A 13731-nucleotide genomic window follows, 5' to 3' on the forward strand; every position below is an offset into this window, starting at 1 on the left:
CCAATCTATTTATTGTAAAATTGAATAGGATGGTGTGTACTCTAAATGCAAGGAGGTATGAACTATGGGTGACGTCCACGGTGGTGGATTATTTACATCAACTGCAGCGATTCTAGTTCTGTTCATTTTGCTTGTTATCATTACTAGAGCCTTTGTTTTTTAATTGATTACTCTTATTCTAACTAAACTTCAACTTCCAATAGTTAGGGTGATATGTAAATACGTTATCTGCCCATACCGCCGTACAATCCGAAAGAATCAGTATAAAAGAAGCCCACTGACTGGTGGGCTTCTTTTTTCATTAAGTAGGCCACTATTCCAGTGAATTGGCAGTGGATTAGAATAGATGATATTATGGGTGCTATTAGAGTGTTCCGGCGATCCAGAAAAAAAATCACATTCTCGGCAATCATGTATGATCATAGATGGTCAATTTTTATTTCAATTGTTTAATAAATAGGATAAACTCAATAAAAATGAACAGATACGATATTCAACGGCTATACCTACGATATAAGTTGGTTAGATTAATTAAAGGATGGGATCAGGGATTCGGGCATATATAGGAGGAAGACAACCATGAACAAATCGTCGCGAATATGGCTAGTCACGGGCCTGCTCTCGGCGGTATCAACACTGCTGCTTATTGTTGGATTCATATATGCCGTCTATGATATGACGGTTCCGGCAAGCGAGGCAAGTAAGGCCAAGCCCGACAGCGGCGTACAAATGTCTGTCACGGCGGCGCCATTTGATATCACTGCTATTGGCGATTCGCTCGCCAAGGGTACCGGGGACGATACAGGCAATGGATTTGCGCGTAGAACGGTGCAGTTATTAACGAAGCAGGGTAAGTCCTCTAAATTAGTTAACAATCTCGGAATCAACGGGCTGACGACGAAGGCACTACTTCCGACGCTCGATGAACCTGGAGTCCAATACGGCCTCAAACAGGCCGGAATCATTATTCTGTCGATCGGCGGAAATGATTTGTTTGCTGGAGCTCAGAGCTATCAGAGCAGCGGGGAACTTCCGACGGAGGCGGAGATGAATGCTGCGGTGAAGACATCGGGAGAAAATTTCAAAAAGATCGTTAGCAAGCTGAAGCAGATTAATCCCGATGCGCAATTGGTGTACGTTGGCTTATACAATCCCTTTGCTGATTTGAAGGACATGAAGGAAGCTGGAGATCAAGCGGTGGCGAATTGGAATTTGAATGTATTAGATACAATGAATCAGTATCCAGGGACGATCGTTATTCCAACCTACGATTTATTTACGAGCAACTTGGATCGCTATTTATCGGGTGACCATTTCCATCCGAATGGCGAAGGTTACCAGAGGATCGCAGAGCGGATTGTACAGAGCATCGCGCTGAACTAGGTTTAGAGGTAGTTCAAAAAGTCCACTTTTGATCACGAAGTAGATCATGAAGCTATTCGACATCGAATCTTGAATTCAACCGGGCCTTCCGATGCTCACGTAGGTTTTGCCTACGCTCCGCTCCTCAGTCCCTAGCTTCATCCAACCTTCTCGGTGCTGAAAACTGGACTTTTTGAACACACACGTTAAGGAGGAGAAAAGCGATGCATCATCGAACGAAGACAAATGATGAGATTATTTTGTCGGTGGAGCATTTGAAGAAGCGGATCGGCAAGCGCTGGATCGTGCAGGATGTATCTTTCGAGGTGAAAGCCGGAGAGATCTTCGGATTCCTTGGGCCGAACGGAGCTGGCAAGACGACAACGATTCGCATGCTGGTTGATCTGATCCGCCCGACAGAAGGACAAGTAGCTATCTGCGGATTCGATGTGCAGAAGGATCCGGAGCGGGCCCTTAGCCTGGTCGGGTCGATCGTGGAGAATCCGGAGGTATATACATACCTGACTGGCTGGGAGAACCTGGAGCAGTTCGCCCGGATGATGCCGGGAATCGATGCGGCGAGAATTCAGGAGGTTGCTGATCTGGTTGGACTCGATCAGCGGATTCATGATAAAGTGCGGACGTATTCCCTCGGAATGCGACAGCGTCTTGGAATTGCCCAGGCTCTGCTCGGCAGACCTAAGCTGCTCATTCTGGATGAACCGACGAATGGTCTTGATCCGAAGGGGATCAAAGAGATGCGCAGCTTCATTCGCCTTCTGGCGAAGGAAGGGCTGGCCGTGTTCGTCTCAAGTCATCTACTTAGTGAAATTCAAGTACTCTGTGATCGTGTGGCGATTATAAGCCGGGGGCGGGTCCTTGCAGTCGGTGCGGTTCATGAGCTGCTTGACTCGAGTACAGGGTATGTTGTCTGGGAGCTGGAGCCGTCTTCAACAGGTGAGGAAATGCTGGCTGACCTTGGAATCAGCATCGTTCAGAATGTGGATGAGGTGCTGGATGATGCGATCATTGCCGGTTTTGGCGGCGAGGCGATCGTAACCCAGATGCAGGTGGATCAAATTGCGGATATCGTGCCTCGGCTTGTAAGTTCCGGGCTTCAGGTCCGTTCCGTTCAGAAGGTAATTCCAACGCTGGAACAATTGTTCCTTGAGATGACGGATGGTGAGGGTGTTGAATAATCTGCTGCTGTTAGTTAAGAATGAGACGATCAAAATGATCAAGAAGAAGCGATTTTACGTCGTTCTGCTGGTGCTGCTCGTTCTAGTCCCGATGTTCACCTATGCCCAGATGCGGGAAGCTTCTGCGAAGCGTGAGAAATTCGGTGCAGACTGGCGCAGGGAAGTCCAGCAGGCCATTACGGATAATCAAAATTCACTCGGCAGCGACCGCGTGCCTGAGGAGTGGAAGAAATACCGCAAAATATACATCGAGCAGATGAAATATTATCTTGAGCATGATGTGAATCCAATCCAGGCCGGTGGTGTATCGTTCACCCGCGAATTTCTGGATAACGCATCTACGTTGTTCATTCCTCTCCTGATCATGGGCGTAGGATCGGATATTGTATCCTCTGAGCGAACAGCGGGTACGATCAAGATGCTGCTTACAAGGCCGGTGCGAAGGTGGAAAATCCTGCTCAGCAAGCTAATTACGCTGATCATGTTTGTCTCGTTGATTATCCTATCTACGCTGCTCGTATGTTACTTGATATCGGGGATCTTTTTTGGCTATGGCGGATTTCAGCTTCCGGTATTTAGCGGCTTCCAGTTGCATGGTAGTGAAGTAGATATGTCCAATGTTCATGCCGTACCGCAGTGGAAATATATCTGTATGCAGGCTGGGCTGATCTGGTTCGTTGGAATTGTAGTAGCGATGCTGGCTTTCATGGTATCGGTGCTCGTTCGCAGTACCGCCGCGAGCATTGTCATTATGATGGCCGCGCTGATCGCCGGCAATATTCTCGCCAATATGGCATCGGCCTGGACGAGCGCCAAATACTTGTTCATGGTCAATCTCGGTCTTACGAACTATTTATCGGGAACACCGGCTCCGATCGAGGGCATGACACTGGGATTTTCACTCGCTGTTCTGGCGGTTTGGGCGGCTTGTTCAACAATCGTCTCATTCCTTGTCTTTACGAAACAGGATATCTTGAATTAAAATGGACAAGGATAACAAAACATTTGTTTGCATTTGTAGTATATTAGAGGTTGTTCAAAAAGTCCGCTTTTGATCACATAGTGAATCAGGAAGCAGATTCGCATCGAATCTTGAATTCAGCCGGGCCTTCCGATGCTCACGTACCAACTACGTACGCTGCGCTTCTTTCGTCCCTGGCTCATTCAACTGAAGCGTTTTGTAAAAACGCACATCGGAAGCATAAGCTTCGGTGCTGAAAACCGACCTTTTTGAACACTTATATTAACGACTACATAACGAAAGTAAAAGGGGGAGCATGAATGGCGGAACAAATCGATTTGTTCGAAGAAGCTTCCGGTATCAGTTCCGGAAGTGAATCTTCGGGATACGACGCGGACGACATTCAAGTGCTCGAAGGGCTTGTCGCAGTACGGAAACGGCCAGGGATGTATATTGGCAGTACGAGCTCGTCGGGACTTCATCATCTGGTCTGGGAAATTGTGGATAATGCTGTCGACGAGCATTTGGCCAAATTTTGTTCCAAGATCGATATTACATTGAATAAGGATGGTTCTGTAACCATAGTAGATAATGGCCGCGGTATTCCGACCGGGATGCATAAGATCGGTGTTCCTACACCGCAGGTCGTCTATACGATCCTGCATGCTGGGGGCAAGTTCGGCGGCTCCGGTTATAAGAAGTCCGGGGGGCTGCACGGGGTTGGCGCATCGGTAACCAACGCTTTATCCGAGTGGCTTGAGGTGGAGATCTACCGTGAGGGCAAAATTCACCGCATGCGGTTCGAGTACTGGGTGGATAAAAAAGGGGTCGAGCATGTCGGCGAACCGGTAACTGGTCTTGAAATTATCGGCAATACGAATAAGAGCGGCACGAAGGTCACGTTCAAACCGGATATTCGGGTGTTCCCGAATGGAATTGGCCTTAATTATGATACGCTCGCGGATCGTTTGCAGGAGATCGCTTTTCTGAACTCAGGTCTAAAAGTGACTTTGAAGGATGAGCGTTCCGGCCGCTCCGACGAATTTTTTTACGAGGGCGGCGCAAGCCAATTTGTCGAATTCTTGAATGACGGCAAGGATGTCCTCCATGACGTGGTTCATTTCTATGCGGAACGGGATGAGATCGAGGTAGAAGTAGCGCTGCAATATAATGTGGGCTATACGGAGACCTTGGTATCTTTTGTGAACTCGATTCCTACGCGGGGCGGCGGTACACATGAGACTGGCTTCAAGACAGCGTACACGCGTGTCATGAATGAGTATGCTAGGAAGAATTCAATCCTGAAAGAGAAGGACAAAAATCTGGAAGGAAATGATCTTCGCGAAGGGATGATGGCTATCATCAGCGTGAAGATGTCCGAAGTGGAGTTCGTCGGCCAGACGAAGGACCAGCTCGGCAGCGCTTCTGCGCGGAGTGCCGTGGAGTCTGTCGTATCCGAGAAGATGGCTCTGTTCCTGGAGGAGAACCCGCAGGTCGCTCAAGTTCTGATCAAGAAGGCGGTGCAGGCCTCCAAGGCTCGGGAAGCGGCGCGCAAGGCACGTGATGAGATGCGGACCGGCAAGAAACGCAGCGAGAGCACGAATCTTGGCGGCAAGCTGTCTCCAGCACAGTCGAAGGACTATGCGCGCAATGAATTGTTCATTGTCGAAGGGGATTCCGCTGGCGGCTCGGCGAAGCAGGGCCGGGATTCCAAATTCCAGGCGATTCTGCCATTGAAGGGTAAACCAATGAACCCGGAGAAGGCTAAGCTTGCCGATATTCTGAAGAACGATGAGTATCGGGCCATTATTGCGGCGATCGGTGCGGGCATCGGCACAGAATTCGCTGTCGAGGACAGCAATTATGCGAAAATTATAATCATGACGGATGCCGATACAGACGGAGCACATATTCAGGTTCTGCTGCTTACGTTCTTCTATCGTTATATGAAGCCGCTGATCGATGCCGGACGGGTCTATATTGCCCAGCCTCCGCTATACAAGATCACGAGGCGTTCAGGCAAGCTAGAGACGGTGCGCTACGCATGGAGCGATGAGCAACTGCAGAATTACTTGAAGGAATTCGGTAAAAACTTCGAACTGCAGCGATATAAAGGGCTCGGGGAGATGAACCCGGATCAGCTGTGGGAGACGACGATGAATCCGGAGAGTCGTACGATGCTGCAAGTGAGGATTGATGATGCCGCGAAGGCGGAACGGCGCGTATCCACCTTGATGGGGGATAAGGTCGACCCACGTAAGCGTTGGATCGTAGAGAACGTCGATTTTACGGAGTATGAGGAATAGAGGGTGACTTGATTTGAGTATGTTGGAGAACTTCTTACCGGCTTATTTGGAAGAGGTCGTAGGGGATCGCTTCGGTCGGTATTCCAAATATATAATTCAGGACCGTGCCATTCCTGACGTGCGCGATGGGCTCAAGCCGGTTCAGCGGCGGATACTGTATTCGATGTATGATTCGGGGAATACGCCGGACAAGCCTTATCGCAAGTCAGCCAAGACGGTCGGCGATGTGATGGGGAATTATCATCCGCACGGTGACTCTTCGATCTACGAGGGTATGGTGCGGATGGCTCAGCCTTGGAAGATGGGGCATGTGCTGGTTGACGGGCATGGCAACTGGGGTTCTCAGGATGATGACCCGGCTGCAGCGATGCGTTATACGGAAGCGCGGCTGTCGCCGATCGCCATGGAACTGCTGCGTGACATTGAGAAGCGGACGGTTCCTTTCAAGGATAACTTTGATAACTCGACATTAGAGCCTGTGGTGCTGCCGTCCCGTTACCCCAATTTGCTCGTGAACGGGGCTAGCGGGATTTCGGCAGGGTTCGCGACGGAAATTCCGCCGCATAATCTGCGTGAGGTTATCGATGCATGTATTGCTGTCATGGAACGGCCAGAGCTTGAACTGGAGGAGATCGCCTCCTATGTGAAAGGACCGGATTTCCCGACCGGAGGAATCATCATGGGCGAGGACGGCATCCGCGATGCCTATCGCACTGGGAAAGGACGCATCTATCTGCGTTCCAAGACGGAAATCGAGAACATGCGCGGCGGGAAGCAGCAGATTATCGTTACGGAGATCCCGTATCAGGTGGTTAAGTCCCGTCTTGTGACGGCCATGGAAAATATCCGGCTGGAAAAAAAGGTAGACGGAATTGCCGAAGTTCGAGACGAGAGCGGACGTAACGGATTGCGAATCGTCATAGAGCTGAAGAAAGATGCTGATGCCCAGGGGATTCTGGCTTATCTGCTGAAGAAGACGGACCTGCAGGTCACTTATAACTTCAATATGGTGGCGATTGTCAACAAAGCACCACGTCAGCTCGGCCTGAAAGCAATTCTTGAGGCTTATATCGCTCACCAGCGTGAAGTCGTTACATTCCGGACCCAGTATGAGCTGGAGAAGCTGGAAGATCGCGCCCATGTGCTCGAAGGTCTGGTCAAGGCGCTGAATATTCTGGACGAAGTCATTGCGGCCATCAAGGCCTCGAAGAACCGTCAAGATGCGCAGAACAACCTGCAATGGATGTTCGGATTCACAGAACGTCAGGCCGATTCCATTCTTACTTTGCAATTATATCGTTTGACAAATTTGGAAATAACGTCGTTACAAAAAGAGCTAGATGACATCATTAAGAAAATCACCGTTCTACGTGGAATTCTGGAGAGCGATAAGAAGCTCGTGGCTCTGATCAAAAAAGAGCTGCTGGAAATCCGTGAGAAATACGGGATTGACCGTCGTTCTGAAATTCAGAGCGAGGTAGAGGAGCTTAAGGTCAATCTTGAGGTGATGGTCGCGCAGGAAGATGTGCTGGTAACTCTGTCCAACGAGGGCTACATTAAGCGGACCAGCATGCTCTCATTCACTCGTTCCGGCGGAGAACGCAATGGCTCCGGGGTGAAGGAAGGCGACTATATCAAGCATGTATTTGATGTGGACACGCTGCAAAATATTCTTATCTTCACGCAGCGCGGACAATACTTCCTGCTGCCGGTGCATCAGATTCCTGAGTTCAAGTGGAAGGACAACGGGACAGCGATTGTCAACGTCATTCCACTAGCCAAAGAGGATTCGATCATCGGTGTCATTCCGCTCAAATCCTTTGATGAAGCGGGCGTCAGTCTTGTCTTCGTAACAAAACGTGGGCAAGTGAAGCGAACGGAATTGAAGGAATATGAGACGAAGCGGTCGACGGCAGTTGCCGCTTGCAAGGTGGCTAATGGGGACGAAATTATTACTGTCCAGGTTAGCCGTGGCAATCAGGATATTGTTCTGTTAACGAAGCAAGGAATGGCGATACGCTTCGCTGAGAATGAAGTGAATGCGATGGGCCGCGTATCCGCTGGTGTGAAGGGAATCGGGTTGAAGGAGGACGACGAGATCGTCCGTGCGCTATGGGTTCAAGGCGATGAAGGCGAACTGCTTGTCATCTCTGATCTGGGTTATGCGAAGCGCAGCCTGCTGCTCGATTATCCGCTCCAGAGTCGCGGAGGCAAAGGCGTTCAGACGTTTGAATTCAAGGAAGGCAAGCGTGTGAAGCCGAATGGCACACGAATTGTAGGCGGCTTCCACTGTAAGGAACCGATCACAATCATAGCCATGACCCGGGAAGGCCAGGCTTATAGCTTCAGTTCTGAATCGGCGCCGCTTGCAGACCGCAAGTCGATCGGCAAGATCATGGCCCATGTGGAGAAGCAGGATGAAATTGTTGATTTGCTGGAGTCTTAATTGGGTCTAAAAGAACATCATCGGTTGAATCTATTTAATAAATAAACGCAAAGAACCTCCAAATCCGTCAAGCGCGGACATGAAGGTTCTTTGTGTTATATTCACCTATATGTTTGTACCGGGATTATTTATATCTGTAGACGTGAAATGATCTAATACCATGCACCCGGCTCCTTGGGCCACAATATTGTAGGCTGTAGAGGATTGAACAATCTTTACATGACAGTTAGGATAAATAGCCACTCGTTCATGTGCAATTCTTGATGCTTCTTCGTAGAAGAGTGGTTTAGGTACAAGCGTTCCACCACAAATGACGATATCGGGACGCAGCAAAAAGATAAGATTAGCTAGACCTATGCCAAAATAATAAGCGGCTTCCTTCACAACCTCCAGACAAAGCGAATCCTCTCTATCCATTGCCTCCAAAATGTGGTGAAAGTCTACCTTGTCCACATCTTCCATACTTTCTTGAAGAATAGATCCTTGGCCCCGTTTGAGCCGGTGAATGACTTCGTGATGAATGGCCGGCAGGCTGCTGTATGTCTGCAGACACCCATAGGCACCGCAGGAACAACGCCGTCCATGTATATCGATGATCATGTGGCTTAGAGCATCATCCATCTCATTGATTTGATGGACAAGCTTACCTTTGATGATCATGCTGCTGCGAATTCCCATGTCACTAGAGACAAAAACCAAGCTATCTGTTTCCTTCCAATATTTCAATCGGTATTCTGCCAATGCCGCTAAATTTGTTCCATTATCCAGGAATACGAGGGTATCATTGTTCTTCTCTAGGTATTCGACGATGTTGAAATCATTCCAACCATCCGCAGGAAATAAATGCGGATCAACGATGATTCCTCGCTCAAGATCTACCGGATCAAGGACTCCAACACCAATTCCCAGCATTTTATCCGTTGGGATATTGTGCTTGGCAAGCAGCTCTTTAATACACCGGGACACATAATCCAATGTATATTGCGCCGTGCATTGCGAATTCATTTTTAACTTCTCCGTCCCAAGAATAGTTAAATCTAAGTCGAGAAGCAATACGGTAGTATATAAATTGCTGATCTCTACGCCAATTAAATAGAAGGCGTCAGGATGGATTACATACATTAACGGCTTCCGTCCGCCGCTGGATTCCCCTAAGCCGCTATCATGAATCAGTCCCACATGGACAAGTTCGTCCAGTAGACGAGCACAGGTTGTAGGTTTATATCCCGTCATCTCGGAAAGTGCTTTTACTCCTATCGGACCCCATTGACGAATTAAACCATATAGAACTTTTAAGTTTTTCGTCTTTTGAGACGTTATACCCATAAATTGCCTTAGCATAATCCTTCCGAACTCCATTCTTAATCATTAAATTATGAGTAGTTTACTCTATTTTGCAAAAAAGAAGAAGTGTGCACCAGGCAAGTTTTAGCTCGGTTTGATAAAAATACGGCTTATATCGTACTTTTTCATGAGTATGATCATGATTTATCATTAACTTTTTATCAAAATGAGATTTAGTCTATTTACTTTATCCGCAGAGTCATTTAAACTTTCAGTGATGAAAAGTTCTAGGCTAGTATGACGAGTCATTTGCTCTAAGTTTTCCAAGATCATAATTCGTTCAACATTTCTAAGGAGGAAGGATTCATGCATAACACGCAACAAATTCTGGAAGCAAAAGATTTCATTATGAGTAAGATTAACCATCGTCCTACCATTGGTTTGATTCTAGGCTCTGGCTTGGGAACACTGGCTGACGATATCGAAAATCCTGTAACCATTCCTTATACTGAAATCCCTCATTTTGCAAAATCTTCTGCCGTCGGCCATTCTAACGAGTTGGTGATCGGACAGTTGAAGGGGAAGACAGTAGCTGCTATGAAGGGGCGTTTTCATTATTACGAAGGCTTTACTTTAGATGAAGTCACTTTTCCAGTGCGTGTCATGAAGGCGTTAGGCGTCGAGAATCTGATGATTACGAATGCCTGCGGTGCGGTGAATACTAGCTTTAACCCAGGGGATTTAATGTTGATTACGGATCATATCAATCTGGTCGGCACGAATCCGTTAATCGGGCCAAATAACGATGAATTGGGTACTCGCTTCCCAGATTTGTCTCAAACCTACAACCCTGGTTTACGTCATCTTGCTGAGGTAGTAGCTAATGACCTTAACATGAAAATACAACAGGGTGTCTATGCATGGTGGAGCGGACCAACGTACGAGACTCCAGCTGAAATTCGTATGATCCGTACGATGGGAGCCGATGCAGTGGGTATGTCGACCGTCCCAGAAGCGATTGTAGCTGTCCATGGAAATATGAAAGTGCTCGGAATATCCTGCTTAACGAATATGGCTTGTGGCATTTTAGATCAGCCTCTGAACCATGAAGAAGTGATTGAAGTGGCTGGTAAGGTTAGAGTGAATTTTATTGCATTAATTAAAGGCATTTTAGAAAAAATGGAATAGTAGGCGAAGAACAGGGATCTCCCATGCCTTAAGGGCCTATACAGAATACATCGTACCGGAGGTCAACAAGAAGATGAAAAGGGTATATCTCGCCAGTCCATTTTTTAATAATAAAGAGATTGCAGTTCTAGAACAGGTAGAGAAGATTTTAGCCGACAAAGGCATGAACGTCTTCTCACCATTTCGAAAAAATAATGAAAATGCTGAGTTCGGTTCACGGCAGTGGTCGATTGAAACCTTTATGACCGATATTAAATATATTAAATGGTCTGAAATTGTGGTAGGCATTTATCATGGTAACTATTCGGACACGGGAACAGCCTGGGAATTTGGCTACGCTTATGCGACGGATAAACCCGTGATTCTAATTCATGTTGGCGAGAACAGCAACCTGATGGTTCATGAAGGAGCCCATGCTAATATCACATTGGAAGAGCTTGTAGATTATGACTTTGATAAACTACCCAGCTCTTTCTATTCAGGCGAGATGTTGTAATAATCAGCTAGAAAACATGACTAGGGAGTGTCAACATTGACACTCCCTAAAAATTTGACCTACAGATATTACGGTTCAATTAAGTTGTTACTAAAAGGAAATTAAATGGTCAACAAAAGCACGGATGATCGAACTCTCCAATGTATCCTTGCGGTAGACAAGACCTACCTTTTTTCGTGGGGCGGGATCGGCAAGGGGAATAATGGCTACCTTGTCGCTAACAACGGTCTTGCCATAGGATTTGGGCAGAATCGTACCACCTACATTTTGCTCGGCCATATGTAATTGGGATTCCAGGGTGGAGAGCTCCATTACAGGATTTAGTTGAATCTCCAGCTCGGCACAGGCGGAGTCTATCATCTGCCGGACCAGGAATTTCTGTGGAAATAGTACAAGTGGGAGATTGGCCAACTGCTGAATCGTTATATTGGAGCAAGTAGCATATTCATGGCTGCTGGAAATTGCCAGCACCAATTCTTCATCATAGAGAGGACGATAACCCAACTGTTCATCGAATAGGGGCAGAAATACGACACCTACATCCAGATGATTGTGCAACAAGCCATCTCTTGTCTCCTCAGTAGCAAGCTCTGTCACAGTCAGTTCAATTCCGGGATAGAGGCGATGGAAAGCGACCAAGGCATCGGTTAATAAATGGTTGCCAGAACAGCCGATTCGCAGCTTCCCCCTCTGCAGTCCGGATAGTTCATTTATTTCAAGCCGGGCCAGCTTAATCTCGTTAATCACTCGGTGGGCATGACCAAGTAGAATTTGACCTGCCTGGGTGAGTAATGTCTTCTTGCCAGAACGGTGAAATAACGGGGCTCCTAGCTCGCGTTCCAACAGCCGTATCTGGTGACTTAATGTAGGCTGGGAAATGCCCAATTTCTCAGCAGCCCTCGTAAAATGAAGCTCTTCGCATACGGCCAGAAAGTACTCCAGTAATCGATGTTCCATGAGCAGGCTCACCTCCTATCGATAGATAATTTCTATGATTATAATCGATACCATATTATTGATCAATAGAGATTAAATCGCTATAGTTATTAACAATAACTACCGTACCTAAGAAAGGGAGCGCTTGACATGGAACCGCTACAAGTAATTCGGACTAGTCAGCCGAAGAGCAAGCCAAATGAAGGGGAACTGGGCTTCGGCAAATATTTTAGTGACCATATGTTCGTTGCAGATTATACGTCAGAGCGAGGCTGGCAAAATGCTAGAATTATTCCTTATGGGCCTATAAGCCTGGAGCCGTCAGCAATGGTGCTTCACTATGGGCAGGAAGTATTCGAAGGTATGAAGGCATACCGGGGAATGAACGGAGAGATCAATCTGTTCAGACCGGAGAAGAATATCCAGCGCATGAATATGTCCTGTGATAGATTAGGAATTCCTCAGGTTGATCCAGAATGGATGCTTGAGGCGATCTGCAAGTTGGTTGAGATCGATAGTGACTGGATTCCGCAGCGGGTGGAGAATTCACTCTATATTCGTCCGTTCATTATTGCGACTGAGCCATGCCTTGGTGTACGCGCAGCGAAGGAATATCAACTGCTCATCATTACTTCACCGGTTGGGGCCTATTATTCCAGCGGGATGGCGCCAGTATCGATCTATGTAGAGGATCATTATGTTAGGGCGGTTCGTGGCGGAACCGGTGCGGCTAAGACTTCGATCAACTATGCTTCGAGCATCAAAGCGCAAGAAGAGGCCAAGCGACAGGGCTACTCTCAGGTATTGTGGCTAGACGGCATTGAGCAGCGTTATATCGAAGAGGTCGGAAGTATGAATGTATTCTTCAAGGTAGATGGCGAGGTTATTACACCAGAGCTGAACGGAAGTATTCTACCAGGGGTCACACGGGATTCGGTCATTGCGATGCTGAAGCATTGGGGAATTCCTGTGACAGAACGAAAAGTTACCGTCGAGGAGCTGTTCGAGGCGCATCGGCAAGGAAAATTGGAGGAAGCCTTCGGAACTGGAACCGCTGCGGTCATCTCCCCGATCGGCGCGATGAAGTGGGGGGAGCAGAGCATTCAGATCACTGAGGGTCATATCGGAGAAGTTTCCGGTAGACTGTATGATTCGATTACAGGAATACAGCAAGGCAAAATTGACGATCCTCTTCACTGGAGATATTTGATCGGGTGAAGGAATTCGTGAATTTATTCGATCATAAAATAAAGAGATTGGAGCAGGCTGCCTAAGGGGCGGCCTTTTTTTTGCCCATTTCAGTCTGGACGGCATTAATCTTAGATAACCCGGAAGGGCATTGTGATAAGAAATAATTGGATAGTGACGAACCACTTTCTGTCCCATGGCAGGATTTTGAAAATGAATGTCGAAAAAATAAATTACACCCGATTGTGATCATTCCACATCTATTACGTCTGCCCGTTACTTGTTGGTCAAGCGATCATCAATTCACAAATGCATGATATATTCCGATAATAAGCGGGATATCCATATATTTTTTAAGAGTAGAG

The 13731-nt window shown here is 47.3% G+C and carries 11 protein-coding genes; 9 read left to right on the top strand and 2 right to left on the bottom strand.

Features of this window, described 5'->3' with window-relative positions; translation table 11 throughout:
- Window positions 1–64 precede the first annotated feature (64 nt).
- The 6 genes from EI981_RS10820 (at window position 65) to gyrA (ending at window position 8274) form a co-directional block, all read left to right on the top strand.
- A complete protein-coding gene (locus EI981_RS10820; RefSeq protein ID WP_126997993.1) occupies window positions 65–163 on the top strand; it encodes a dihydroorotate dehydrogenase in 99 nt (32 codons plus the stop codon).
- 416 nt (window positions 164–579) lie between these two features.
- On the top strand, window positions 580–1383 hold the full coding sequence (locus EI981_RS10825; protein WP_126997995.1) for a GDSL-type esterase/lipase family protein: 804 nt from the start codon (window positions 580–582) through the stop codon (window positions 1381–1383).
- Between the two features lie 203 nt (window positions 1384–1586).
- On the top strand, window positions 1587–2561 hold the full coding sequence (locus EI981_RS10830) for an ABC transporter ATP-binding protein (protein WP_126997997.1): 975 nt from the start codon (window positions 1587–1589) through the stop codon (window positions 2559–2561).
- Window positions 2554–3543: an ABC transporter permease gene (locus EI981_RS10835; RefSeq protein WP_127004565.1), complete on the top strand. Its 990-nt coding sequence runs from the start codon at window positions 2554–2556 to the stop codon at window positions 3541–3543. Before EI981_RS10830 ends, EI981_RS10835 begins: the two co-directional genes overlap by 8 nt.
- Window positions 3544–3842: 299 nt before the next feature.
- Window positions 3843–5828 carry a DNA topoisomerase IV subunit B gene (parE, locus tag EI981_RS10840; RefSeq protein ID WP_126997999.1) on the top strand — a complete coding sequence of 662 codons (1986 nt, stop codon included), beginning with the start codon at window positions 3843–3845 and terminating at the stop codon, window positions 5826–5828.
- 13 nt (window positions 5829–5841) lie between these two features.
- Entirely contained in the window at window positions 5842–8274 is a 2433-nt protein-coding gene (gyrA, locus tag EI981_RS10845; protein ID WP_126998001.1) for a DNA gyrase subunit A, read from the top strand.
- 105 nt (window positions 8275–8379) lie between these two features.
- Here the strand turns inward: gyrA and EI981_RS10850 are convergent, their stop codons facing one another.
- Complete coding sequence (locus tag EI981_RS10850) at window positions 8380–9507, bottom strand: ROK family protein (RefSeq protein ID WP_227011792.1); 1128 nt, start codon at window positions 9505–9507, stop codon at window positions 8380–8382.
- Window positions 9508–9924: 417 nt separating this feature from the next.
- On the opposite strand from EI981_RS10850, the gene EI981_RS10855 reads away from it, so the two are divergent.
- Together EI981_RS10855 and EI981_RS10860 are read left to right on the top strand one after the other, a co-directional pair.
- Window positions 9925–10746 carry a purine-nucleoside phosphorylase gene (locus EI981_RS10855; protein WP_126998005.1) on the top strand — a complete coding sequence of 274 codons (822 nt, stop codon included), beginning with the start codon at window positions 9925–9927 and terminating at the stop codon, window positions 10744–10746.
- A gap of 73 nt (window positions 10747–10819) precedes the next feature.
- Window positions 10820–11242: a nucleoside 2-deoxyribosyltransferase gene (locus EI981_RS10860; RefSeq protein ID WP_126998007.1), complete on the top strand. Its 423-nt coding sequence runs from the start codon at window positions 10820–10822 to the stop codon at window positions 11240–11242.
- A 90-nt stretch (window positions 11243–11332) separates the two neighbouring features.
- On the opposite strand, the gene EI981_RS10865 is transcribed toward EI981_RS10860, so the two are convergent.
- Complete coding sequence (locus tag EI981_RS10865) at window positions 11333–12199, bottom strand: LysR family transcriptional regulator (RefSeq protein WP_126998009.1); 867 nt, start codon at window positions 12197–12199, stop codon at window positions 11333–11335.
- Window positions 12200–12328: 129 nt separating this feature from the next.
- Here EI981_RS10865 and EI981_RS10870 point away from each other — a divergent pair, with 129 nt between their 5' ends.
- Window positions 12329–13396, top strand: coding sequence for a branched-chain amino acid aminotransferase (locus EI981_RS10870; RefSeq protein ID WP_126998011.1), 1068 nt, complete (start codon window positions 12329–12331; stop codon window positions 13394–13396).
- The last annotated feature ends 335 nt before the right edge of the window (window positions 13397–13731 follow it).

The organism is Paenibacillus lutimineralis (assembly GCF_003991425.1).
Lineage (GTDB): Bacteria > Bacillota > Bacilli > Paenibacillales > Paenibacillaceae > Fontibacillus > Fontibacillus lutimineralis.

Bases quoted from the DNA above. Each gene is read 5' to 3' on its own strand.
- EI981_RS10820 (WP_126997993.1), top strand. From the start codon at position 65: ATGGGTGACGTCCACGGTGGTGGATTATTTACATCAACTGCAGCGATT.
- EI981_RS10825 (WP_126997995.1), top strand. From the start codon at position 580: ATGAACAAATCGTCGCGAATATGGCTAGTCACGGGCCTGCTCTCGGCG.
- EI981_RS10870 (WP_126998011.1), top strand. From the start codon at position 12,329: ATGGAACCGCTACAAGTAATTCGGACTAGTCAGCCGAAGAGCAAGCCA.
- EI981_RS10865 (WP_126998009.1), bottom strand. From the start codon at position 12,199: ATGGAACATCGATTACTGGAGTACTTTCTGGCCGTATGCGAAGAGCTT.
- EI981_RS10850 (WP_227011792.1), bottom strand. From the start codon at position 9,507: ATGACGGGATATAAACCTACAACCTGTGCTCGTCTACTGGACGAACTT.
- parE (WP_126997999.1), top strand. From the start codon at position 3,843: ATGGCGGAACAAATCGATTTGTTCGAAGAAGCTTCCGGTATCAGTTCC.
- EI981_RS10860 (WP_126998007.1), top strand. From the start codon at position 10,820: ATGAAAAGGGTATATCTCGCCAGTCCATTTTTTAATAATAAAGAGATT.
- EI981_RS10855 (WP_126998005.1), top strand. From the start codon at position 9,925: ATGCATAACACGCAACAAATTCTGGAAGCAAAAGATTTCATTATGAGT.
- EI981_RS10830 (WP_126997997.1), top strand. From the start codon at position 1,587: ATGCATCATCGAACGAAGACAAATGATGAGATTATTTTGTCGGTGGAG.